Origin of the sequence: Bradyrhizobium ontarionense, assembly GCF_021088345.1 — a bacterium.
GTDB classification, from domain to species: domain Bacteria; phylum Pseudomonadota; class Alphaproteobacteria; order Rhizobiales; family Xanthobacteraceae; genus Bradyrhizobium; species Bradyrhizobium ontarionense.
This window is the reverse complement of sequence record NZ_CP088156.1, coordinates 3,346,392-3,370,567: the sequence shown is the minus strand read 5'-3', so window position 1 is coordinate 3,370,567 and position 24,176 is coordinate 3,346,392. Positions and strand designations below refer to the sequence as shown.

Genomic DNA, 24,176 nt, shown 5'->3' with positions numbered 1-24,176 from the left:
AGCCTTCGGGCATCGCCGATAGATTGCTTCCACACCATCGACCTTCACCAACCGGAAAGGATGTGTCATGGCGGAACGCCTGACCAAGTCGGCCGCGCGGAACGTCTTCTACGGCGGTTCGGCCTTCTTCTTTGCGATCTTCCTCGGGCTGACCGCGCACAGCCACTACTATATGGTCACGACCTCGACCAACGCTGCCACGCTCTCGGATGGCGTCGCGCGCGGCAAGCATGTCTGGGAGAGGAACTCCTGCATCAACTGCCACACGCTGCTTGGCGAGGGCGCGTATTTCGCGCCCGAGGTCGGCAACGTCTGGGACCGCTGGGGCGGCAAGGAGGATCCCGCTGCTGCGCGTGAGATGCTGAAATCCTGGATGCAATCGCAGCCTTCGGGCGCGCCGGGTCGGCGCCAGATGCCGCAGTTCAACCTGTCCGACCAGGAACTCAACGATCTCGCCGATTTCCTGCAATGGGCCGACACGATCAAGCGCCAGGACTGGCCGCCGAACAAGGCCGGCTGAGCCTGCATCCCGCCCTCCATCATGAGAGAGATTCGCGATGAGATATGAGACCCAGAAGGTCGCGATGCTGTATTTTTACGGCGCGCTGACGCTCTTCCTCGCCCAGGTCATCTTCGGCCTGCTCGCCGGCACGATCTATGTGCTGCCGAACACGTTGTCGGTTCTGCTGCCGTTCAACATCGTCCGCATGATCCACACCAACGCCCTGATCGTGTGGTCCCTGATCGGCTTCATGGGGGCGACCTATTTCCTGCTGCCCGAGGAGACCGAAACCGAGCTCTACAGCCCGTTGCTCGCCAAGATCCAGTTCTGGATGTTCTTCGGCGCAGCCGGCGTGGCCGTGGTCGGGTATCTCTTCCACTACCATGAGGGCCGCGAGTTCCTCGAGCAGCCCTTCATCATCAAGGTCGGCATCGTCGTGGTCTGCCTGATGTTCCTGTTCAACGTCACCATGACGGCCCTGAAGGGTCGCAAGACCACGGTGACCAACATCCTGCTGTTCGGCTTGTGGGGTGTTGCGATCTTCTTCCTGTTCGCCTTCTACAATCCGGCCAATCTCTCGGTCGACAAGATGTACTGGTGGTATGTCGTGCATCTGTGGGTCGAGGGCGTCTGGGAGCTGATCATGGCCTCGGTGCTGGCCTTCCTGATGATCAAGCTCAACGGCATCGATCGCGAGGTGGTCGAGAAGTGGCTCTATGTCATCGTCGGGCTGGCGTTGTTCTCCGGCATCCTGGGCACCGGCCATCACTTCTACTGGATCGGCGCCCCCGGCTACTGGCAGTGGATCGGCTCGCTGTTCTCCACGCTGGAAGTTGCGCCGTTCTTCACCATGGTGATCTTCACGGTGCAGATGACGCTCAAGGCCGGCCGCAGGCATCCCAACCGCGCCGCGCTGCTGTGGTCGGTCGGCTGCTCGGTGATGGCGTTCCTCGGCGCCGGCGTATGGGGCTTCCTGCACACGCTGTCCTCGGTGAACTACTACACCCACGGCACCCAGGTCACCGCGGCGCACGGCCATCTCGCCTTCTTCGGCGCCTATGTGATGCTGAACCTCGCCGTGATGGCCTATGCGGTGCCGCAGCTGCGCCAGCGCGCGCCGTACAACCAGTGGCTCTCGATCGCGAGCTTCTGGATCATGTGCACGGCGATGATGGTCATGACCTTCGCGCTCACCTTCGCTGGCATCCTGCAGGTTCATCTGCAACGCGTGCTCGGCCAGAGCTACATGGACGTCCAGGACCAGCTCGCAATGTTCTACTGGGTACGGCTCGGCTCCGGGGTGTTCGTGGCGATCGCGGCGCTGATGTTCGTGTGGGCCGTGCTGGTGCCTGGCCGCATCAAGCAGCCGGTGCTTCCCGGCGCGCTGCAGCCGGCGGAGTGAAATCCCGCAGGCGGCGGCCGTGGTGTCGCCGCCTGCATTCCCTGATCTCGGAGAGACGTCATGAAAGCCGCGCTGCACGCGATCGACCCCGCCACCGCTTTTCCCGCCTACACGCCGACCGCCAGCGAATGCGCGCTGTTCGAGCATGCGTTCCGGCATCGCTTGCCGGTGTTGCTGAAGGGCCCGACCGGCTGCGGCAAGACCCGCTTCGTCGCCCATATGGCGGTGCGGCTCGGCCTGCCGCTGCACACGGTGGCCTGTCACGATGACCTCACCGCTGCCGATCTCACTGGACGTTATCTGCTCAAGGGCGGTGACACCGTCTGGACCGACGGCCCGCTGACCCGCGCTGTGCGCGAGGGCGGCATCTGCTACCTCGACGAGGTGGTCGAGGCGCGCAAGGACGTCACCGTCGTGCTACATCCCCTCACCGACGACCGCCGCATCCTGCCCCTGGAGCGCACTGGCGAGGAGCTGATTGCGCCCGACGGCTTCATGCTCGTCGTGTCCTACAATCCCGGCTACCAGTCGCTGCACAAGGCGCTGAAGCCGTCGACGCGCCAGCGCTTCATCGCGATCGAGTTCGGCTTCCTGCCGGCCGAGCAGGAGATCGCGGTGGTCGCGGCCGAGAGTGGCCTGTCGCCGGAGCGCGTGCGGCCGCTGGTGGCGCTGGCGCATCGCTTCCGCGCGCTACAGGGCCATGATCTGGAGGAGGGCGTCTCGACCCGGCTCCTGGTCTATTGCGCGACCCTGGTGACGGCTGGAACGCCCGTTGCGGACGCCGTGCTCGCGGCCATGATCGAGCCGCTCACTGACGATGCCGACGTCAAGGCTGGGCTGCGCGAGGTCGCGCACGCCGTGATCGGGTGAGCCATGCTCGACTTCCTCGAACTGGAGGAGACGGTCGGCCGCGCCTGGCATCGCCTGGTCGGAACGACGTCGAGCTATCCGGTCCATCCCGAGCACGCCGTGGCGCTCGCCGACATCAGCGGCCGCATCGCCGTGATGTTTCGCGCGCTCGGCGGCGAGACTGGCGTGCAGATCGCCGGAGCCAAGGCGCGCAAGTCGGGCCATCGGCTCGGCTGGCGCCAGCGCATCGGGCTCGGTGACGAATGCCTCGACCACGCCGGGCGTGACGGCGCGACCGTGTTCCTGCCCGAGACCATCCCGCTGCTGCCGGACCGCGCGCTCAATGCGCAGCTCTATCACTGGCTCGCGGCGTGGTTTGCGACCATGCCGGCGGAGCCGATCACGCAGACGGATCCGCTGCGGCGTGATCTCCTGGCCCTGCGCCGTGCCGGCGAGACGACCGCGCTCGTCCTGACGCGCTTTCCGGGGCTGACCCGCACGCATGCGCAACTCGCCCAGGCGCTGGCTGCCGCCCGGCCGCAGCGGCCGCTGCCGCGTCTCGAGCAGCAGGTCGAGCACATCGTCATGGCGCTGCTCGGCGCGGGCGCTCCGTCGAGGGGAGCGTTGTGGGATGCCGTGATCGCCGACGGCGCACTGCCGGACGTGGCACCGCCCGGCTATCGGCCGATGCTGCCGTGCCCGTTGTGGGGCGATTGCTGGAGCCGCGAGGCCGTCGCGGCTACGCGCGATGATGAGGAGACTCGGACGCCGGCAGAGGAGGCAAGCGCGCCGGACACCCGCAAGCGCTTTGCACGTCGCGAACGTGATGACTCTGTCAAGCGCGATCCGTTCATCCTCAACCGTTTCGAGAAGATCCTCGCGATGGCTGAGATGGTGAATGTCGATCGCCCCTCCGACGACTCCGAGGAGGACGACGCCCGCAAGGCGGCCGACGATCTCGATGAGCTCGCGATCTCCAGGCGCAAGGGGCGTCCGGCGAGCAAGTTGAAATTCGATCTCGACCTGCCGCCGGAGGCGGTCGACACCGCGAGGCTCGATAGCGGCCGGCTTTATCCCGAATGGAACTACCGCAGCGGCGCCTATCTGCCGGACCATTGCCGCGTCGTCACGGGCGACGCCGCCGAGACGGGCGAGAGCTGGGCGCCTGATGATGCGATGCGCCGGCGCATCCGCAGCGTACGGCGCAGGTTCGAGACCCTGCGGCCGCGCCACGAGGTGATGCGCGCCCAGGCCGACGGGCACGATCTCGACATCGACGCGCTGGTGCGCGCGCGCAGCGATCTCAACGCCGGCCATGGCGGGCTCGATCGCGTCTATCTCGCGATGCGCCCGCTCGCGCACGATCTTGCCGTGACCTTGCTGGTCGATGTCTCCCTGTCCACCGATGCGTGGGTCGACGGCGTACGCGTGCTCGACGTCGAGAAGGAGGCGCTGCTGGTGCTTGCCCATGGGCTTTCGGCCTGTGGCGACAGCCACAGCATCCTCACCTTCACCTCGCGGCGCAATTCCTGGGTCCGCCTCGAGACCGTCAAGGCGTTCGGCGAGCCGATGAGCGGGCAGGTCGAGCGCCGCATCGGTGCGCTCAGGCCGGGTTACTACACGCGCATCGGCACGGCGGTGCGTCACGCGGCCGGCGAGCTTGCTGAGCGTCCCGAGCGCAAGCGCCTGTTGTTGGTGCTGACCGACGGCAAGCCCAACGACATCGATCACTATGAGGGCCGCTTCGCGGTCGAGGATACGCGCAAGGCGGTGCAGGAAGCGCGGCGCGCAGGCGTCGCGGTGTTCGGTGTGACGATCGATGCGGCGGCGCAGTCCTATTTCCCAACGCTGTTCGGTCGCGGCGGTTACGCCATCGTCGGCAACATCCGCCGTCTGCCCGCGGCGCTGCCGGCGCTGTACCGGCAGCTGGCGCATTGAGTGCGTAGGAGTTGATCGTGCGAATCTCTCACCGCGACGGCGGTCTGCTCCCTCTCCCCGCAAGCGGGGCGAGGTGAGCACCGCGCAGGCCGCAGGTCTGTACCGCAAGAGCGAAGGATGCACCGCCGCCGCGTTGTTTGTTATTCATCGCCCGATGAACCCAGGCCCGAATTGCCAGCGTATCCCTTCAGCCCTTGTGTTGGCCCCTCACGTTGCGGGCTCGCGCAGGTTGCGCAAAGGTATCGGCAGGTGGGCCATCAGCTTGTCAAACTCGCCGGGATCGAGCTTTTCCCAGAGAATTTCGAAGATGCCGCGCGCTGCCGTGAGCGGGTCGACTGGGAATTGCGGCGGCAGCTGACGGAAGATGTCGTCGACGAAATACTCGAGATGGCGGTCCTTGGTCGGCGTTGCCACGTGATGCCAGCCCTCGTAGTAGATGCCGCGAATGAGCATCGGCAACTGGACGCCGAAATTCACGGCGACGGCCATGGGCATACGGTCGCGCAGTACATGCAGGACTGCACGCAGCGCGTTGTAGGCCTGCTGGCGGCTCGCGAGCGCGAGCCTCTGCTCGACCGCCTTGAGCCAGATATTGGTTTCCTGGACGGCATGGTCCAGCGCGGTGACGCCGATCTCGCTCATGTGTTTCTCCATGACATCTGCATAGGACCGTTCGCGGGACGCCGAACGACGCAACAGCAACACCTGATTCGCTTGGAAGTCGTGTCAGTAGGCGGCGCGTTCAAGTCGAGGATGTTGACTTGCATCAAATTCACAACGTTGTTGTCGATCCTGAGGTAAACGGCCGGTCAATCGCCCTGCGCGGGCGTTTACGATTCATGGTGCCGCAGAACGGGATACCGGTGGTCCGCGACGCCATTCGGCATCTGATGCGGATCATCGTGACGACGCCATTCGCGCCGGAAGCACCGGCGACTGACAGGTTCACGACAACAGCAGGTCGGCAGGCGAAAACATCGCGATCTCGCGGCGCAGGTCGTGCCCGAGTCTTGCCTGACGTGGCCCTCTGCGAATCGAGGCGCGTTCGGCTGGGACATCCGGCCGATGATACGCGATCGGATGGTGCGCGATCGGAAAGGTTCAACATTCAAGCCTGGAACTCGCCGCGAGCGGTTCACGCTGAACATCCAGGGATCATCGTGAAGCGGTACTGCGCCATCAGGTTGAACCGTAATCGCCACGCTTGTGCAGAACGCGTCTTCGCTTGCTCCGCGCGACAGACTCACCTTACATCGGAGTCGTTCGAGGCGGAGAGATCCCGCACTCGACGCCCCTCAACTCACGAATCGACGTCGGCTCGCAATGCTCAAGTCTGCCCAAGAGAAGTCTGTTCACAACAAGCCTGCTCAAGACAAGTCCGGCAAAGACCTGCCGCTGACCGGCTATGCCGTCGTCGTCGACGGTCAGATCAAGACCGAGTTCAAGACCAAGGAGGGCGCGCATAACGGCGCGCACGATCTGAAGCGTCGGTTCCCGATGTTGCAGATCAAGGTGTACGATGCCGAGACCAAGCAGACGCACGACATCGAGCTGGCGCGGGCGTGAGACGCGCGTGCTGTGCACTGGCTTTGGCGTGACGAGGACGCAAAGCTCCGACACCTTGTTGACGTTGCCGCAAACGTATTTTGCCGATGTTCAGGCGCACGGGAAGCGTGTTCCTGATCTTGTGTGGCCGCGGAGACGTTAGTCGTTAATGCGCCCTCGCCCCTTGTGGGAGAGGGCATGCAAGACACAGCAGCAAACTCGCTTGGGTGAGGGGTATGCCTCTACGAGCGTTGCCTGCGGAGAGATCCTCCTCACCCGACTGAGCGCGTAGATGGGCCGGCGATTCCCTCTCCCACAACAAGGGGAGAGGGCGCTGTATCGCGCAACCTTACTGCGGAGGCGATCGGGTCAACGCTTCCAGCTAGACTGGCATTCCGCACCTCGCTGCGAAACGTCTTCGCCAGGTTCGACAGCGGCTTCGCTTCGGACCACAGCATGTAGGCGGAGACTTTCGTGCTCGGCGTGAATGGCCGCACGACCAGGTCATGTCCGCCCTGGCGCGGCGAGAACGGATCGACCGCGGCGACGCCGACGCCGGTCGCGGCCAGCACGCAGGCGGTGTTGCAGTAGCGCACCTCGACGGTCGGCTGGAATTCCGCATCGGCCTCGCGAAAACTGTCGCGCACGGCTTCGCCGAGCCGCGTGCCGCGCTCCAGCCCGATCAGCGGAAAGCCAGCGAGATCCCGTGCCGAAATCACTGGCCGCTCCGCCAGCGGATGCCGTGGCGGCATCACGCACACCATCTCGCCGGTGTGCACCACCTCATGGGCGATGCCGGGATGATCGGACAGGCCGAGCGCGAAGCCGAGCTCGGCGACGTTGCCGAGCACGCCCTCGATGACCCCCTCATAGCGCCGCACGTCGAAGAACATCCGCGTTTGCGGCCGCCGCCGCAGAAAGCCCGACAAGGTCGGCGGAATGATGCTGTAGGCCAGCGGCGGCGTCGCCACGATCGAGAGATGACCCGTGCGCTGTTCGCGCAGGTCGCGGACGCGGCTTTCGAGCCGCGCATGCAAGGTGAAGATCGCCTCGCTCTCCTCGTACAGCGCCATCGCCTCCGGCGTCGGGAACAGGCGGTTGTTGACCCGCTCGAACAGCGTGAAGCCGGCCTGCGTCTCCATCGCCTTCAGGGCGTTGCTGATCGCGGGCTGCGACAGCGAAAGCTCCTCGGCGGCGGCGACGGTGGTGTGATGGCGGATGACTGCCCGCAGGATCTCCAGCTGGCGCAGGTTCATGGCATGGACGCCCTATAAGCCCGGGTTATGGTCTCGGCCAAAATATCATAGACCGAGACCGTCCCGACTGGTTGCAATTCCTGCGCCGGTTTCGCTTCATTGATCCTTCTTTTGCGCGTCGCAACGGGCGGTCCTGCCGCCCGCTTGAAAGGCATGACGCCCAGATCGGAGGCAGAGTTTGAGCCGTATCTTCCGCGCCGCCGCCGCCCAGATGGGGCCCACCCAGCGGGCCGACAGCCGCGAGCACACGCTGTCGCGCATGATCGGGCTTTTGGAGCAGGCGGCCGCCCAGGGCGCGAAGCTGGTGGTGTTTCCGGAACTCGCCTTCACCACCTTCTTCCCGCGCTGGATTCTCGACGGTGATGAGCTCGACGTCCATTTCGAGCGGAGCATGCCGAACCCCGCGGTCGCACCGCTGTTCGATCGGGCGCGCGCGCTTCGCGTCGGCTTCTATGTCGGCTATGCCGAGCTGACGCCGGATGGCCGGCGGTTCAACAGCGCCATCCTCGTCGACTGCGACGGGCAGATCGTCAGCAAGTACCGCAAGGTGCATCTGCCCGGCTCGGTCGAGCCGCGCCCGGGCGCCAAGTATCAGCAGCTCGAGAAGCGCTATTTCGGCTATGGCGATCTCGGCTTTCCGGCGGTACGAACGGATGATGCATGGGCCGGCGCCATCATGGGCATGATGATCTGCAACGACCGGCGCTGGCCGGAATCGTGGCGCGTGCTCGGACTGCAGGGCGTCGAGCTGGTCTGCGTCGGTTACAATTCCGCGGCCTATGATCCGAACGGCGGCAGCACCGAGGATGCGTCGCTGCGCACGTTTCACTCGACGCTGGTGGCGCAGGCCAATGCCTATATGAACGCGACCTGGGCGATCGCAGTCGCCAAGGCCGGCGACGAGGACGGCAGCGGCCTCATCGGCGGCTCCTGCATCGTCGATCCCAATGGCTGCATCGTGGCGCAGGCGACGACGCTCGCTGATGAGGTCATCGTTGCCGACATCGATCTCGATCTTTGCCGTCAGGGCAAGGACAAGATGTTCAACTTCGCGGCGCACCGGCGGCCGGATCAATACAAGGTCATCACCGAGCGCGCCGGCGTGGTCGAACCGGTCGTGGTCGATTAGTTCGTTTCGCATGGGGGAGTGTTGCAGGATGCACCGTTCGTTGTTTGCCGGTTTCGTCACCCTCGTGTCGCTCGTGGCGGCTGGCGCGGCCGAGCTTCCCGCCGACATCAAGCAGGCGGGCACGCTCAGGCTCACGGTCAACTCGACCTACGCGCCGATGGAGTATCACGACCCCGCCAGCAACGAGCTGAAGGGGCTCGACATCGATCTCGCCAACGCGCTCGCAAAACGACTTGGCCTGAAGATCGTCTGGAGCGAGACGCCGTTCGCCGAGCTGATTCCCTCGCTGCAGACGAAGCGCGCCGATTTCATCATCTCCGGCATCTCCGATCGCGCCTCGCGGCGCGAGACCGCCGACTTCGTCGACTATCTCGTCACCGGTCCGCAATTCTTCGTGCTGGCCGAGAGCGATGCCAAGGCCGCGGCCGATCTCTGCGGCCGCAAGATCGGCACCACGCGCTCGACCAGCTTTCCGCAGGAGATCGAGAAGTGGAGCAAGGCGGTTTGCGAGGCCGCCGGCAAGCCGGCCGCGCAATATGTGCCGGGCGAGAACTCGATCGACGTGCGCAATCAGCTGAAGCAAGGCCGTATCGAAGCCGCCGTGCAGGGCAGCGAGACCTTGCCCTATGCGCAGTCGCAGGAGGCTGGCAAATACCGTGTCGTCGGTGAGCCCATCGCCTTCGGTTATCAAGGCATCATGTTCCGCAAGGATGACGCAGCGCTCCGCGACGTCGTGACCGACCAGCTCAAGGCGATGATCGCCGACGGCAGCTATAAGGCGATCCTCGACACATGGGGCCTCGGCGCCAACGCCGTGCGCGAGCCCATGCTCAACGCGGCGCCGCAATGAGCCGCAGCGAGGCGCTGGCCGACGGCTTTCCGGACCTTTCCGGGCATAAGGTCGCACGCGAGGCGCATTGGGGCCGCTGGCTCACGGCTGCGGTCATCGTCGTCATCCTCGTCGCGATCGGCCGCGCCTTCGCCAGGGGGCAGATCGAGTGGTCGTTCGTCGAGCGCTTCATCACCGCGCCGGTGATCCTGCGCGGCATTGTCAACACCATGATCATGGCGGTCCTGGCGATGGCGCTCGGCATCGCACTCGGCGTCGTCGTCGCGATCATGCGGCTGTCGCCCAATCCGGTGCTGAGGTCGGTCGCGGGCGGTTACACCTGGCTGTTCCGCGGCACGCCGCTGATTCTTCAGTTGTTGTTGTGGTTCAACCTCGCACTGGTTTTCCCGACGATCGGCATTCCCGGTCTGTGGAGCGCGCGCGCCGTCGACGTGATGACGCCGTTTCTCGCCGCGCTGCTCGGGCTCGGCATCAACCAGGGCGCCTATACCTCGGAGGTGATGCGGGCCGGCCTGCTGTCGGTCGACATCGGGCAGTACGAGGCGGCGCAGGCGATCGGCATGGGACGGCTGCAGGCGTTGCAGCGGATCATCCTGCCGCAGGCGATGCGGGTGGTGATCCCGCCGCTCGGCAACGAGTTCATCGGCCTCGTCAAGGCGACCTCACTCGCCAGCGTGATCCAGTATCCGGAGGTGCTGCATTCGGCCGAGAACATCTACTACGCCAATTCGCGCGTCATCGAGCTGCTGATCGTTGCCGGCCTCTGGTATCTGCTCGTGGTCTCGATCCTGACGCCGCTGCAGATGCTGCTCGAACGCCGTTTTGCCCGCGGCATCGCACGGGGCGGCCGCTGATGAGGCCGCTGGTCGCTATCCGCCAAGTGAGCAAGCGCTTCGGCGAGTTCCAGGCGCTCAAACAAGTCTCGCTCGATGTCTTCGAAGGCGAGGTGGTCTGCCTGATCGGGCAGTCCGGCTCCGGCAAGACCACCTTACTCCGCTGCGTCAACCAGCTCACCACGGCCGACAGCGGCGGCATCTGGCTCGATGGCGAGCTGCTCGGCTTTCGCGAGAAGGACGGTCGGCTGCATCGCTTGTCGGAGCGGGAGGTCGCGCGGCAGCGGCTCGCCTGCGGCATGGTGTTCCAGCGCTTCAACCTGTTTCCGCACCTGACGGCGCTAGAGAACGTCATCGAAGGTCCGGTGCAGGTACAGAAGCGCGGGGTTGCCGAGGCGAAGGACGAGGCCTTGGCGCTGTTGCGCCGGGTCGGCCTCGCGGAGAAGGCGGGCTCCTATCCGTCGCAATTGTCAGGCGGCCAGCAGCAGCGCGTCGCGATTGCGCGCGCGCTCGCCATGAAGCCGCGACTCGTGCTGTTCGACGAGCCGACTTCGGCGCTCGATCCGGAACTGGTCGGCGAGGTGCTCGCGGTGATGAAGCAGCTCGCGACATCAGGCATGACCATGCTGGTGGTGACGCATGAGCTCGGCTTCGCGCGCGAGGTCGCCGACCGCGTCGTCTACATGGACCAGGGCGTGATCGTGGAGAGTGGTCCGGCGGGCGAGGTGCTACGCGCGCCGCGCGAGGCTCGGACCAAGGCATTTCTGGCAGCTGAAGTGGGGTGAGGTGGTGATGAGATTGACATCGGTTCTGTGGGCTGCTGCCGTGAGTGCGACGGTGGCGGGTGCGGTCAACGCCGCCGAGCTGCCCAGTGAGATCAGGCAGAACGGCCTGCGCATCGCCGTGGTGCCGAACTATCCGCCGATGGAGTTCAAGGACCCGGCCACCGCGACCTTGACCGGCTTCGACGTCGAGCTTGGCGAGGCGCTGGCCAAGAAGCTCGGCGTCAAGGCGGTGTGGCAGGAGACCAGCTTCGATCAGCTGATGCCCGGCCTCACCACGCAGCGTTTTGACATCATCCTGACCGGCATGACCGACTACAAGAGCCGGCAGGATACCGCGACCTTCATCGACTACCTGCGCAGCGGTCCGCGCTTCTTCGTGCAGGCGTCGCGCGCGGCTGAGTTCAAGGAGCCGACCGCGCTGTGCGGCAAGAAGGTCGGCGCCTCCAGGCGCACCATGTTCCCGAAGGACATCGCGGCCTGGAGCGAGAAGAGTTGCGGTGCCAGCCCGATCCAGTTCGTCGGCACCGAGGGCTCGGCCGATGCGCGGACGCAGCTCAAGCAGGGCCGCATCGACGCCGCCGTGCAGGGCAACGAGACCTTGCCCTACATCATGGATCTGGAGCCGAACGCTTATGTGCCGATCGGCGAGCCGATCGCGCTGCAGTACACCGGCCTGGCGACGCCGGTGAAGGCGGCCGAGCTGCAGGAGGCGCTGCGCGGCGCGCTCGAGGCGCTGATCGCCGACGGCAGCTACAAGGAGCTGCTGGCGAAGTGGAAGCTCGGCGACAACGGAATCGAGAAGGTAGAGATCAATGCTGGACAGTAAGGCGCTCGCGGGCATCCCGCTCACTCCGGCCAACACGGCGCCGCCGGCGCCGAACTATCCCTGGCCGAAGCCGTACACGTCGGCAATGTTCCTGTCGTTCGACATCGACGCCGAGAGCGCCTGGACCTCGAAGGATCCGGCGCATGCCGCGCGGCTGGTCACGATGAGCTTCGGCGGCTACGAGGCGCGCGTCGGCACGCCGAAGCTGCTCGAGCTGCTTGCCGAGCTCGACCTGAAGGCGACGTTCTTCATCACCGGATGGTCGGTCGATGCGCATCCGGCGATGGCGGAGGCGGTGCTGAAGGCCGGCCACGAGATCGGCCATCACGGCTATCATCATCTGCTGCCCGATCCCGGCGACCCCTTCATCATCGAGGAGATCGAGCGCGGCTTCGAGGCGATCCAGCGCCGGCTCGGCGTCCGTCCGATCGGCTACCGTGCCCCGTTCGGCGAGTTCTGCGAGGAGCTGCGCGTGGCGCTGGTGCGTCAAGGCATCGTCTACACCTCGTCGTTCCGCGACGACGTCAGACCCTATCGTCATCGCCTCGCGGACGGCAAGCCGGGTACGATCGAGATCCCGGTCACCGCGAGCTATGACGACTGGATGCATGGCCTTTCCGCGCGGTTCTCGCCGCGCTCGATCTTCCCGAAAGAACACGTGTTGTCGATGTGGAAGGACGAACTGGACGAGGTCAGAGAGTGGGGCGCCATGGTCACCACCGTGCTGCATCCGCAGGTCTCCGGGCGGCCGATGCGTTTCCGGCTGCTGCGCGAGTTTCTGACCTACGCCAAGTCGTGCCAGGACGTCTGGATCACGACCGGCGCGGAGATCGCGGCGAACTACCAGCGCCACGAGGCGGCGACCGCCTGAACGATACGTATTGAGGATATCCGATGCCGATCTCCCGCCGGTCCTTGCTTCGCGCCTCTGCAAGCCTGCCACTGTTATCGATGCCGGGCATCGTTCGCGCGGAAGCGCAGACGACGCTGCGCTTCGTTCCGGTGATCGACCTCGCCTTCCTCGATCCGATCTTCTCGACCGCGCAGGTGTCACGCAACCATGGCTTCATGGTCTACGACACGCTGTACGGCATGAACGCTGCGCTCGAGGTCTCGCCGCAGATGGTGTCCGGCCATGCCGTCTCCAGCGATAGCAGGCAATGGGACCTCACGCTGCGCGACGGGCTGTTCTGGCACGACGGCGAGAAGGTGCTGGCGCGTGACTGCGTCGCCAGCATCCGGCGCTGGGCCGGCCGCGACGGCTTTGGCGCCGAGCTGATCGCCGCAACCGATGAGCTGTCCGCGCCCGATGACAAGACCATCCGCTTCCGGCTGAAGCGGCCATTCCCGCTGCTGCCGCAGGCGCTCGGCAAGGCGGCGGTGCAGCCGGCCTTCATGATGCCCGAGCGGCTGGCGAGCCAGGATCCGATGAAGGCGCTGACCGAGGTCGTCGGCAGCGGTCCGTTCCGTTTCCTTGGGGATGAGCGGGTGCAGGGCATCCGCAACGTCTATGCGAAGTTCGAGCGCTATCAGCCGCGTGCGGATGGCAAGCCGGATTGGACCGCGGGGCCGAAGATCGTGCACTACGACCGGGTCGTCTGGTCGACGATGCCGGATGCCGGCACCGCGGCAGCCGCGCTGCGCACCGACGAGCAGGACTGGCAGGAGACCACGCCGCACGATCTCCTGCCGGTGCTCCAGGGCGAGGGAGACATCACGACGCGGGTGCTCGATCCGCGCGGCTATGCCTGTATGATGCGTGTCAATCACCTGCATCCGCCGTTCGACAATCCGGCGATCCGCCGCGCGCTGCTCGGCGCCATCGATCAGGCCGCGTTCATGACGGCGGTCGCGGGCAGCGAGCCTGCCTATCAGTATTCGCCGCTCGGCTTCTTCGCGCCCGATACGCCGATGGCGAGCGATGTCGGGCTCGACGTGTTCCGTGGGCCGCGCAACTACGACAAGGTCAAGGCCGAGCTGAGAGCCGCCGGCTACAATGGCGAGAAGGTGGTGCTGCTGGTGCCGGCGAATTCGCAGGCCCAGCGGCCGCTCGGCGAAATCGCTGCCGATACGATGCGACGCGCCGGCATGAACGTCGAATCCGTCGCGCTGGATTTTGCTGCCGTGCTGCAGCGTCAGCTCAAGAAGGATCCGATCGACAAGGGCGGTTGGAATGCGGCGGTCGGCAACTGGCAGGGCATCGACTGGCTCAATCCGGCCGGCAATACCAACCTGCGCGGCGAAGGCACTGTCGCCGGCTGGTACAAGAGCGAGAAGATGGGCGCGTTGCGCGCGCAATGGCTGGCGGCGCCCGATCTCGCCGCGCAGCAGCGCATCTGCCGCGACATCCAGGCCTTGGCGTTCGAGGAGATCCCGTATTATCCGGTCGGGCTCTACAAGCAGCCGACTGCCTATCGCAAGAGCATCACCGGAATTCTCGACGGCACCGCCGTGTTCTGGAACGTGAGGCCCGCATGACGACCACCGCGATCTTCGGCAGCTACGTGCTGACGCGCAAGGACGGCGCGCAGGACGTGCTGCGCGATCACTGGGTACTGGTCGAGGGCAAGCGCATCGCGGCGATCACTGCGAGCAGGCCGGCGGCGGACGAGGTGTTCGACCGGCCTGGCCGCTTCGTGCTGCCGGGGCTCTTGAACCTGCACAACCACATCTTCAGCGAGGCGATCGCGCGCACCTTGACCGAGGACGGCAACGGCCGCCGCAACAACAAGAGCATCGTCTACACGGTGCTGCTGCCGCTCTCCAAGCGCGGCGCCGAGATTCTGAGCGTAGAGGAGCGGCTGGCGATCGGCCGCATGGGCGTGCTGCAGCTTCTGAAGGGCGGCGCGACGACCGTGATGGAGCCGTTCCGCAACGCCATCCCCGAGCTGTTCGACGCGGCAGAGGAGATGGGGCTGCGCTTCTATGGTGCGCCTTATCTGTTCTCGACGTCGGACGCCAAGGCGGATGCGTCCGGCGTCGTGCATTACGCCGGAGATGACGGCGCGGCCGATATGGCGACATGGAATGCGCTGTATCAGCGCTGGCACGGGCAGGGCGAGGGCCGCATCCGGCTTGCGATGAGTCCGCATGCGACCGATACCTGCGGGCCCGACCTGCTGCGCGCTGCAGCCAGCCGGGCGCGCGAGCTCGAAATTCCCATCACCACGCACATGGCGCAGAGCGAGGGCGAGGTGGCGACGATCGCGCGGCGCTATGGCGGCCGCACGCCGGCCGAATATCTCGACTGGCTCGGCCTGCTCGGTCCCGATCTGCTCGCGGCGCATTGTCATGCCTCGACTGATGCGGACCTGAAGCTAATGGCGGCGCGCGGCGCCGGCGTGCTGAACTGCCCGCGCGTGTTCGCCCGCGCCGGCGTCACCGCCGCGTTCGGCCGCTTCGCCGCGCATGGTGTGCGCACGGCGGTCGGCACCGACGGCTACAACATGGACCTGCTCGGCGAACTGAATGCGGCCTCGATGATCTCCAAGATTGCGCTCGGCAGTGCCGAGACCGCGAGCGCGCCCGAGCTGATCGACGCGGTCACCGCGACCGCAGCCGCAATGATCAAGCGCGACGATCTCGGTGTGATCGCGCCGGGCGCGACCGCCGATCTCACAATCGTCGACATGACCCATCCGCATCTTCAGCCGCTGCACGATCCCCGCCGCGGCCTGATCGCGCTCGCCAACCGCGCCAACATCGACCAGGTCATGGTCGACGGCCGGCTGCTGATTCACGACGGCCGTTATCTCCATGGCGATGAGGCCGCGATCACCGCGGCGGGCGCTGCCGCGATCGCAAAGATCTGGGCGCTGCCCGAGGCGCAGGCGGCGTTCGCGGGGTGAGCGCATGCGTGCCAGCGCAGCTCCGCTTCATCTCATTCAACTTTGTCAAACAGCCGAGCAAGCCGCATCGTTGCCGCGGCGCGGATCGCGCCCGGGTGATGCCTGAGGCTCGGGCCCTCGTGAAGTGATGAGGGCGCAGGGAAGGCCGGGTGCCGGTCGCACCCATGGTCCGCGTGCAACAAAAAGCACGCGGCAGAACCACAGGTACGGACCGAAGCATCCGGCCTTCCCTGCGCGATGGTTTACCGGCTTATACGCGCTCTCCTCGGTGCACCGGGCTTGTTGGCCACCGTCACCTGCGCGGCGCGTGAGCGCCAACGCAAGCTTGATACCAGCATCGGGATATCAGGACCACGCGACTTCGCCGTCCGTGGAACATCGCTCGTCGGCGCATGACGCGCTGTCGATGCTCTCACGTCCACCGCATTGCCGGTCCAACGTATCGTGACGACGCGTACGCCCCTCATCCGGACCGGAACGGTGCGGAGCATAAGCTGAATGTTCTGATTTACAGAAGCGAATTATTTTTCGAGAGGGCTCTTGAAATCGAGGTTGTCGTTGAAATCGCGAATGAAAATCGTCTTGCTGCGCGGAGCAATTTGACCGCGGCGGCGGACGATTCCGGCGCGCGGATGCGTGCGGGAGTGCTCGTCGGGCAAATCAATGCGTACGGAACGACCCTGGCGGCAAGCCCGTCGTGGAGCGCCGGACGCCGCCGGGCGCTGGCTCCTCTATTTGGAACAAATAGAAACAGAACAGAACTAATGGCTATGACTAGGAGTAAAAGGGGCCGTTGTCCGATAGCGCGGACTCATGTGAACTTGCGCTCATGGCAGAGGGCAGCAATCCCTGGTGGTTTAACGTATTCTTGGCGATCGAGGGGTGGCTAGTGGCAACCCCTTGGATTTTGATAATTGCTGGCTCGGTGTTAATTGGCGCTGGAGTCTATTTTACGGTGCGCCCCGTTCAGAAGACATCGTCAGTTCAAGAGACATCGCCGTCCTCAACGAGTGAAACACAGCAAATGGCTGTGCCTCTTTTGGAAGAACAATCCATCTATTCTGGAGGAGGAAACAACAGTCTATTCGCATATAGCGGCAAATTCGCGCGAAGTGGAAAACTAGTGCGTGTCTATCTCCAATACGCGCGAAGCCCTACGGATCGTCCTTTGATTCCAGTGTTTGAAAAGCACAACTTTGTAAAAGGAGAAAAGTTGGTCGTTCCCCTCGCGACCTATCTTGATAATAGCAGCCAATTTAGGTGGGGAACCGAAGCCGTCGGCTTTCAATTAAGCGAATCTCAATCGCTAGGCGCCCCGGCCAAGGCGAGAGTCCGTATCTTTGACCAAGATGGCAATGATATTCAGCAATATGAGTTTGTCCTTTGGCCAACGATTTGGCATATCCAAGTAAGCATTGCCCAGCAACACAATATGAGGACGCCTAGGCCGGAAGACCTTATGTCGGTTCCAAAGATCGACTCTGGAAACATGCGCATACTCCCCGAGACTTGGTGGGATTGGAAATAAGACGGCATTTATTGGTGGTCGCTTCTAGCTCTTGAGTGCTGTGAATGACCTCCGTCGCTCTGGTGCGGTAAGGATTGGCGTAATTGGCTGAGTGGCAAGCGCAGCTTCGATCAGATCGGCAATCGTCCGAGCGCGATCAGCGATACCGATGGTGATTGCGTGCGTAGTCTTCAGCACTTCGAACAGGCCACTCCTAAAATCAAAAGGGGCACCACTTTTAGCGGGGGATGAGAGGGGCCGTTACCCGCCGCCGCCGTTCGTCCGATCACGCGAACTGAGCGAGGCCGTGTCCGACCGACCAGTTCTCCTTGGCGGCTTCGAGAACGGTCACGAAGACGTCTTCCGGCCGGATACCGGGATTTTCGCCGAGCAGCTCCGCGATGCGCCGGAACAACGCCTTCTTCTGCTGGGCGGTGCGAGTGTTGAACACGGTGATCTGGATGTAGACGAGATCGTCGCTGCGATCGATGCCGAAGGCCTTGCCGTAGCGGAAGTTCGCCGGGTCATGCTCGGTGATGGTCATGAACCGATCGTCTTCGGGAACATCCAGCGCGTCGCGGAGCGCCCGGTACAGGCTGTCGAAGATGGCTTGTCGATAGGCGCTGGGCTTGCCGGCTTGCAGGGAAATGTGAAGCAGGGGCATTATCGTCCTCATCTGATGCGATCTCGTCTCATGTTCGGCATGAGAATAGATGCGGCTTTGGCAATCGGGTATGTTGTCAAGTCTGATATCAGTGATAACGGCTGGAAATGACCGAACACCCGCTCGACCTGGACGCCGTCCAGGCCTTCGTTCGCATCGCCGAGCTCGGCAGTTTCACCCGCGCCGCCGAGACCCTGCAGACGACGCAGGCGGCGATCAGCCTGAAGCTGCGGCGGCTCGAAAGCCGGCTCGGCTGCCGGCTGATCGAGCGCACGCCCCGCTATGTCCAGCTGTCGGAGCGGGGCGCGGCCTTTCTCGATGCCGCCCGTGAGCTGCTGGCCGCGCACGACCGCGCGCTCGCAGTGTTTGCCGGCTCGCGCCAGCGTCTGACCATCGGCATCAGCGACCATGTCGCCTGACCGGAGCTGCCGGCGCTGATCGCGCGCATGAACGCCCAGGACCCGCAGCTTCTGGTCGAGATCCGGATCGGGTCGTCGGGCGACCTGCTGCAGAGCTTCGACAGGCGCGAACTCGAGGCGGTGATCGTTCGCCTGCACCTCGGACGAAGTGACGGCGAGCTTCTGGCCGAGGAAAAGTTCGGCTGGTTCGCGTCGCCCGACTGGCAGCCTCGTGAGGGCGAGCCGCTGCCGGTAGCGACCATGGCCGAACCGTGCTGCGTGCGTGCGATGGCCGCGCAGCATCTCGACGCCGCCGGTGTGTCGTGGACGGCAATCTTCGTCGGCGGCGGCGTGGCGGCGGTTGTCGCCGCCGTCATGGCCGGGCTCGGCGTTGCGGCGCTTGCGCCGCGGATGCTGCCGGCCGGCGCCGTTGATGTCGGCGAACGGCTCGGCCTGCCGGAGCTGCCGCGGCTGCCGGTTCTGCTGCACGCGCGGGTGAGGGACGGCCGGACGCGCAATGCGCTCACGGCGCTCGCAGCGGCATTCCGGAGCGCGGTGGAGGGGAGAGCGGCTGCGGCGCGCCGCAGGCAAGGTGCGCTGAGCCCGGAGCCATGATGAGCGCTGAAGGCCATTTCGTCGGAGAGATCGACGTCCTGCTCGCGGATGACTCACGCATGCGTGCCACGGTCAGGGCGAGGGCCTCATGGTTCGAGACGCGTCGCAAGGGCGACGCTCCTCACCATGAGGGTTGAGGTCTGCCCACAGGGGGGCTTAGGTCTTTCCGCAACCTCGACCTCATCCTGAGGAGCATCGCGAAGCGATGCGTCTCGAAGGATGGGCTACAAAAAGAATGGCCGCCGATCACCGCGTGCCGTAGGCGCGGTCGCCGGCGTCGCCCAGGCCAGGCACGATGAAGGCGTCGTCGTCGAGGCCGTCGTCGATGGCCGCGGTCCACAGCGCGACGTCCGGATGCAGGCCGCGCACGCGCTCGACGCCTTCGGGGGCGGCGATCATGCAGACCATGCGGATGTCCTTGGCGCCGCGCTCCTTGAGGCGGTCGACGGCGGCGACCGCGCTGTTGCCGGTCGCGAGCACCGGCGTGACCACGACGGCGAGCCGCTCGTGCAGGTCGGACGGTGCCTTGAAGAAATACTCGACGGCGGTGAAGGTCTGCGGCTCGCGATAGAGGCCGATATGGGCGACGCGCGCGGTCGGCACCAGGTCGAGCATGCCGTCGACGAAGGTGACGCCGGCGCGCAGCACCGGCACGAACACCAGCTTCTTGCCGGCGATCTTGGCCGACTGCATCCGCGCCAGCGGCGTCTCGATCTCGACCTCCGTGAGCGGCAGGTCGCGCGTGACCTCGTAGCACAGGAGCATGCCGATCTCCTTCAGGAGCTCGCGGAACGACTTGGTCGAGATCGACTTGTCGCGGATCAAGGTCAGCTTGTGCTGCACCAGGGGATGATCGACGACCGTGACGCCTTCCATGGCTTTCATCTCCGTAGGGTGGGCAAAGGCGCGGAGCGCCGTGCCCACCTTGATCTTAGCTCAGGTTGGAATGGTGGGCACGCTGCGCTTTGCCCACCCTACGCGCAACTGATCAGTTTCGTCATTGCGAAGAGCGAAGCGACGAAGCAATCCAGACCTCCTTCCGAACCCTTGGATTTTCTCGCTTCGCTCGCAATGACGAGGAGCGCGTAAGGTCACAAGGTGCCTAGCACAAACCCCTTAAAACACCGTGCCGTCGCTGATCACCTTGAGCGGCGGCGCGCCGTCCGGCCGGCGTTCGAAGGCGAGCTTGCGCCCGGCAGCCCAAGTGCCGCCTTCGAGGATTTTCGCCAGCGGCAGCTGCGCAGGCGTCCGACCGGTGCGCTGGCGGACCAGCGTAGCCAGGCGGTCGAGCAGGGCGACGGTGAGCGCGCGCCATTCCACCACCAGCGGCGCGTCCACCGCATGGGTGCAGTCGGCATCGGCAGGATCGCGCAGAACCAACACGCCGCCATCGACGAACAATCCGCCATTGCGGTATTCGGCGAGGCCCGTGAGGCCGTCGATGTCCGCAACCTCGATACCGCCGCGCTGCAGCGGCTCGATCAGCGAATAGCTCAACCATTGCGACAGCTTGTGCAGCGGCATGAGATTGCCGATGCCGTCGCTGCTCGCCAGTGACGGATGCCGCCAGCAATCGCCGAGGCTGACGCCATTGAGCATGATGCGTGCTGGCCAGATCCGGCCGAGCTCCAGCAGCACCTGCTCCAGAATCGCCCCGGCCGCGATGCGACCGTCGGCAGCGCGCGCAGCCAGCTGATCGAACAGTCCACCCGGCCGCGGGCCGTCCTTGGATACGAAGACGTCCAGGGTCGCAGCCACGACGGCGCCAAGTCGCTGCAGCAGCTCCACCCGGCCTTCGAGCCCGATCAATGGATTCTCGGGACCGACCTGGAAGCCGCGTTCGAGATCGCCGACCGCGAGCTGCTTCAGCTTCGCCGCATCGGCGCGCAACGGATCGCTGGGGTCAGCCGAAAACGCGCCGCTCACGAACATGTCGAGGCTCGCGAGCGCCAAGCCCTCGGAGCGGCCGATAGGCGTCCCGCTCACCGCGTCGTGGTAGCGCCAGGCGGCGCCGGCGCCGGCGTCGAGCAGCACGCTGGTGATGGCAAGATCGAACTCGGCCCGCGCGCGCGCCGCTGCATCGGGCCACTGCACCTTGTCGGCGATCATGGCCCAGCGGTCGACGCCACCGACCACGAAGTGCCGCCAGCGCGAATGGAACGGCACCTGGCCGTCGGGATAGGCCTTACTTGTGACGTCGAGCACGAGATCGGCGACGGCGTCGAGCTTCGCAACATCGATACGGAAATGCGGCAGCTTGTCCGCAAGCCCGAGCGCGAGCATCTGATGCGCGCGCTCGCGCACCGCGCGGGCCGACAGGAGGTAGGAGACGTCGTCCATGATCTGTCGCGATGCTCAGTATTTTTCGAGCGGGCGGCCGACGGTGTCGCCGAGCGCCTCGGGTTTCTGCGGCTCCAGCGAGAAATAGCCGGCGGCTTTTTTCGCCGCGATCTCGACATGGGCATCGGCCGGGATCAGCTCGTCCGGGATAGGTACCCTCTCGACGATGTCGACGCCCTGGCCGACCAGCGCATCATGCTTCATGTCGCTCATCGAGATGAAGCGGTCGATGCGCTTGAGGCCGAGCCAGTGGATGACGTCGGGCATCAGCTGCTGGAAGCGCGCATCCTGCACGCCGGCGACGCATTCGGTGCGCTCGAAATAGGCTGCCGCGGCGTCGCCGTCCTCCTGGCGCTTGCGCGCATTGTAGACCAGGAACTTGGTGACCTCGCCGAGCGCGCGGCCTTCCTTGCGGTTGTAGACGATGATGCCGAGGCCGCCGTTCTGCCCCGCAGCGACGCATTCCTCGATGCCGTGAATCAGATAGGGGCGGCAGGTGCAGATGTCGGAGCCGAACACGTCGGAGCCGTTGCACTCGTCATGCACGCGGCAGGTGATCTTGGTCCTGCTGTCGTTGAGCTTGTCGACGTCGCCGAACAGATAGACCGTGGTGCCGCCGATCGGCGGCAGGAACACCTGCAGGTCCGGCCGCGTCACCAGCTCCGGATACATGCCGCCGGTCTGCTCGAACAGGCCACGGCGCAGATTGGTCTCGCTGGTGCCGAAGCGTGCGGCCACGCCGGGCAGATACCACACCGGGTCGATCGCGATCTTGACCACGGACACGCTGCCATTGGCATGTACGACGTCGCCGTCGCGCACGAGGCGCTTGGCCGCGAGCGCCGCATGCAGCTCCGGCAGCTCGATCCGCGCCTTGGTGACCGCGATGGTCGGCCGGATGTCGATGCCTTCCGCGATCTCGCCGCCGAAATTCTCAGCCACCAGATGGCCCCAGGGATCGAGCGCGACGATCTTGGCGGGATCGCGCCACTGCCCGAACGGGCCGATCGTTGCGGCCGGGTGGGTATTGGTGAGATCGGGACGGCGGATCGGATCGAGCGCGCCGGAGGATACCGCGAGCGCGCGGTAGACCGTGTAGGAGCCGCCGTGGCTGCCGATCACGTTGCGGTCCTGCGGACGCGACACCGTGCCGATGATGGGGCCGCGCTCGCGCGCGTTCTCGGCGCCCCAGTGGAGCGGGAAATTATGCTTGGCGCCTGGCACCGGGTGCGAGGTCAGGCGGATGTGATCCGTACGGTTGGAGCGAGTCATCGGACAGCGACCCCCAAAACGGCAACGGCCCGCCTTGACGACGGGCCTGAGCAGAACGCGTTCACGTTATCCATGCACCAATATAGCAGTTTTTCCCCGCCAAACAAGTGGTCGCGGGTGGCCGTCTATTTGTAAACGAATGGTTTCGGATCCGGGTCGGCGGTCCCGCGGCGTCCGGCCCTGGCATGGCGCTTGCCTTTTGCGAGCCGGGCCGCCAGCGTGGCGCGCATATGGAATTCTCGACGGCAACGGCGGCATGGACCTGATCATTCGCAATGCGGTGCTGGCGCAGCAGGGTGAGCTGCGCCGCGCCGATATCGGTATTTCCGACGGCACCATTGTGGCGATCGCGTCGTCCTTGCAGGCCGACGGCGAACAGCGGGATGCCGAGACCTGCCTCGTCGTGCCCGGCTTCGTCGAGACGCACATCCATCTCGACAAGACCTGCATCCTCGACCGCTGCACGATCAGGGAAGGGACGGTGGCGGAAGCGGTGCGCGAGACCGCGGCCGCCAAGCGAAACTTCACGGCCGACGATGTCTATGCCAGGGCAAAGCAGACCGTGGAGCGCTGCGTCAGCCATGGCACGATGCGCATGCGCACCCATGTCGAGCTCGATCCCGGCATCGGCTTCATTGGCTTCGAGGCGATCCAGCAGCTCGCGCGCGACTATGCGTGGGCGCTCGACATCGAGATCTGCGTGTTTCCGCAGGAAGGGTTGACGAACTATCCGGGCACCGAGGAGCTGCTCATCGAGGGCCTGCGCCGCGGCGCGCGCAGCATCGGCGCGGCGCCCTATTTCGACACCGATCCGCCGGCGCAGATCGACCGCATCTTCGCCATCGCGCGCGATCACGACGTCGACATCGACATGCATCTCGATCTCGCCGAGACGCTCGATCACATGCAGATCGAATATGTCTGCCGCAAGACCGAAGAATATGGCTGGGGCGGCCGCGTCGCGGTCGGTCATGTCACGCAGTTGTCGCTGCTGCCGCCCGAGCGCTTCAACGCCATCGCGACGCAACTCGCCAACGCCGGCGTCGCTGTCACCGTGCTGCCGTCGACCGACCTGCATCTGATGGGGCGACGGCACGATCATGCGATCCCGCGCGGCGTGGTGCCGCTGGAGCCGTTGCGCGCCCGAGGGGTGACCTGCTCGCTCTCGACCAACAATGTGCTCAACCCGTTCACGCCCTATGGCGACGGCTCGCTGATCCGGATGGCCAATCTCTACGCCAATGTCTGCCACGTCTCGCGGCCGGATCATCTGGCCGGCTGCCTCGACATGGTGACGCATGATGCGGCACGGCTGATGCGGCTCGATGACTACGGCATCAAGGTGGGTGCGCCGGCCGATCTCGTCTGCATCGATGCCGACAATCCGACCGCGGCGGTGGCGACCCTGGCGCAGCCGCTGTGGGGCCTCAAGCGCGGCCGGCCGTCGTTCTCGCGGACGCGGCCGGTGCTGCATCGGCCGGGTTGACACGATGACGATTGGGATCAAGGCCTTTCAACGCGCGTCATTGCGAGGAGCGCAGCGACGAAGCAATCCAGCGTCCTTGCGCGGCCCTGGATTGCTTCCGCCGTCGCCGCTTGGGCTATGGCGGACACGTC

21 protein-coding genes and 1 pseudogene are annotated in these 24,176 nt (G+C 65.3%); 16 read left to right on the top strand and 6 right to left on the bottom strand.

Annotated elements, in window-relative coordinates; genetic code table 11:
• The first annotated feature begins 67 nt into the window (after positions 1–67).
• The 4 genes from LQG66_RS15225 to LQG66_RS15210 are packed head-to-tail and all read left to right on the top strand — an operon-like array spanning position 68 to position 4,691.
• Entirely contained in the window at positions 68–520 is a 453-nt protein-coding gene (locus tag LQG66_RS15225) for a c-type cytochrome (RefSeq protein WP_231327020.1), read from the top strand.
• Positions 521–557: 37 nt separating this feature from the next.
• On the top strand, positions 558–1,904 hold the full coding sequence (locus LQG66_RS15220) for a cbb3-type cytochrome c oxidase subunit I (RefSeq protein WP_231327019.1): 1,347 nt from the start codon (positions 558–560) through the stop codon (positions 1,902–1,904).
• A gap of 60 nt (positions 1,905–1,964) precedes the next feature.
• Positions 1,965–2,774 (top strand): CbbQ/NirQ/NorQ/GpvN family protein, encoded by an 810-nt coding sequence (locus tag LQG66_RS15215; RefSeq protein ID WP_231327018.1) that lies wholly within the window; start codon positions 1,965–1,967, stop codon positions 2,772–2,774.
• Positions 2,775–2,777: 3 nt separating this feature from the next.
• Positions 2,778–4,691, top strand: a complete 1,914-nt coding sequence (locus LQG66_RS15210) for a nitric oxide reductase activation protein NorD (RefSeq protein WP_231327017.1) — start codon at positions 2,778–2,780, stop codon at positions 4,689–4,691.
• 207 nt (positions 4,692–4,898) lie between these two features.
• Here LQG66_RS15210 and LQG66_RS15205 read toward each other — a convergent pair whose 3' ends face one another.
• Positions 4,899–5,333, bottom strand: coding sequence for a DUF2267 domain-containing protein (locus tag LQG66_RS15205; protein ID WP_231327016.1), 435 nt, complete (start codon positions 5,331–5,333; stop codon positions 4,899–4,901).
• Between the two features lie 681 nt (positions 5,334–6,014).
• Between LQG66_RS15205 and LQG66_RS15200 the strand changes: the two genes are divergently transcribed.
• Entirely contained in the window at positions 6,015–6,257 is a 243-nt protein-coding gene (locus LQG66_RS15200) for a hypothetical protein (protein WP_231327015.1), read from the top strand.
• Positions 6,258–6,508: 251 nt separating this feature from the next.
• Here the strand turns inward: LQG66_RS15200 and LQG66_RS15195 are convergent, their stop codons facing one another.
• Complete coding sequence (locus LQG66_RS15195; protein ID WP_231327014.1) at positions 6,509–7,492, bottom strand: LysR family transcriptional regulator; 984 nt, start codon at positions 7,490–7,492, stop codon at positions 6,509–6,511.
• 178 nt (positions 7,493–7,670) lie between these two features.
• Between LQG66_RS15195 and LQG66_RS15190 the strand changes: the two genes are divergently transcribed.
• The 9 genes from LQG66_RS15190 to LQG66_RS15150 all read left to right on the top strand — a co-directional run bounded on the left by LQG66_RS15190 (position 7,671) and on the right by LQG66_RS15150 (position 17,291).
• Positions 7,671–8,621, top strand: coding sequence for an N-carbamoyl-D-amino-acid hydrolase (locus tag LQG66_RS15190; protein ID WP_256460622.1), 951 nt, complete (start codon positions 7,671–7,673; stop codon positions 8,619–8,621).
• Between the two features lie 28 nt (positions 8,622–8,649).
• Positions 8,650–9,471 (top strand): ABC transporter substrate-binding protein, encoded by an 822-nt coding sequence (locus LQG66_RS15185; protein WP_231327013.1) that lies wholly within the window; start codon positions 8,650–8,652, stop codon positions 9,469–9,471.
• Positions 9,468–10,325, top strand: a complete 858-nt coding sequence (locus LQG66_RS15180) for an amino acid ABC transporter permease (RefSeq protein WP_231327012.1) — start codon at positions 9,468–9,470, stop codon at positions 10,323–10,325. The genes LQG66_RS15185 and LQG66_RS15180 overlap by 4 nt, the downstream gene beginning before the upstream one ends.
• Positions 10,322–11,089: an amino acid ABC transporter ATP-binding protein gene (locus LQG66_RS15175; RefSeq protein WP_305879339.1), complete on the top strand. Its 768-nt coding sequence runs from the start codon at positions 10,322–10,324 to the stop codon at positions 11,087–11,089. The genes LQG66_RS15180 and LQG66_RS15175 overlap by 4 nt, the downstream gene beginning before the upstream one ends.
• Positions 11,090–11,096: 7 nt before the next feature.
• Positions 11,097–11,915, top strand: coding sequence for an ABC transporter substrate-binding protein (locus tag LQG66_RS15170; RefSeq protein WP_231327010.1), 819 nt, complete (start codon positions 11,097–11,099; stop codon positions 11,913–11,915).
• Entirely contained in the window at positions 11,902–12,786 is an 885-nt protein-coding gene (locus tag LQG66_RS15165; protein ID WP_231327009.1) for a polysaccharide deacetylase family protein, read from the top strand. Before LQG66_RS15170 ends, LQG66_RS15165 begins: the two co-directional genes overlap by 14 nt.
• Positions 12,787–12,809: 23 nt before the next feature.
• Positions 12,810–14,393: an ABC transporter substrate-binding protein gene (locus LQG66_RS15160; RefSeq protein WP_231327008.1), complete on the top strand. Its 1,584-nt coding sequence runs from the start codon at positions 12,810–12,812 to the stop codon at positions 14,391–14,393.
• Positions 14,390–15,763: an amidohydrolase family protein gene (locus tag LQG66_RS15155; protein WP_231327007.1), complete on the top strand. Its 1,374-nt coding sequence runs from the start codon at positions 14,390–14,392 to the stop codon at positions 15,761–15,763. The genes LQG66_RS15160 and LQG66_RS15155 overlap by 4 nt, the downstream gene beginning before the upstream one ends.
• A gap of 829 nt (positions 15,764–16,592) precedes the next feature.
• Entirely contained in the window at positions 16,593–17,291 is a 699-nt protein-coding gene (locus LQG66_RS15150) for a hypothetical protein (protein ID WP_231327006.1), read from the top strand.
• A gap of 265 nt (positions 17,292–17,556) precedes the next feature.
• Here LQG66_RS15150 and LQG66_RS15145 read toward each other — a convergent pair whose 3' ends face one another.
• Complete coding sequence (locus tag LQG66_RS15145; protein WP_231327005.1) at positions 17,557–17,934, bottom strand: tautomerase family protein; 378 nt, start codon at positions 17,932–17,934, stop codon at positions 17,557–17,559.
• 107 nt (positions 17,935–18,041) lie between these two features.
• Between LQG66_RS15145 and LQG66_RS15140 the strand changes: the two are divergent.
• Positions 18,042–18,947: pseudogene (locus tag LQG66_RS15140) on the top strand (LysR family transcriptional regulator).
• A gap of 246 nt (positions 18,948–19,193) precedes the next feature.
• On the opposite strand, the gene upp reads toward LQG66_RS15140, so the two are convergent.
• The 3 genes from upp to LQG66_RS15125 form a co-directional block, all read right to left on the bottom strand.
• Entirely contained in the window at positions 19,194–19,823 is a 630-nt protein-coding gene (gene upp / locus LQG66_RS15135; protein WP_231327004.1) for a uracil phosphoribosyltransferase, read from the bottom strand.
• 240 nt (positions 19,824–20,063) lie between these two features.
• Positions 20,064–21,287 (bottom strand): URC4/urg3 family protein, encoded by a 1,224-nt coding sequence (locus LQG66_RS15130; RefSeq protein WP_231327003.1) that lies wholly within the window; start codon positions 21,285–21,287, stop codon positions 20,064–20,066.
• A gap of 15 nt (positions 21,288–21,302) precedes the next feature.
• Positions 21,303–22,559 carry a GTP cyclohydrolase II gene (locus LQG66_RS15125; protein ID WP_231327002.1) on the bottom strand — a complete coding sequence of 419 codons (1,257 nt, stop codon included), beginning with the start codon at positions 22,557–22,559 and terminating at the stop codon, positions 21,303–21,305.
• A gap of 256 nt (positions 22,560–22,815) precedes the next feature.
• Between LQG66_RS15125 and LQG66_RS15120 the strand changes: the two genes are divergently transcribed.
• Positions 22,816–24,045, top strand: a complete 1,230-nt coding sequence (locus LQG66_RS15120) for an amidohydrolase family protein (RefSeq protein WP_231327001.1) — start codon at positions 22,816–22,818, stop codon at positions 24,043–24,045.
• Positions 24,046–24,176: the final 131 nt, after the last annotated feature.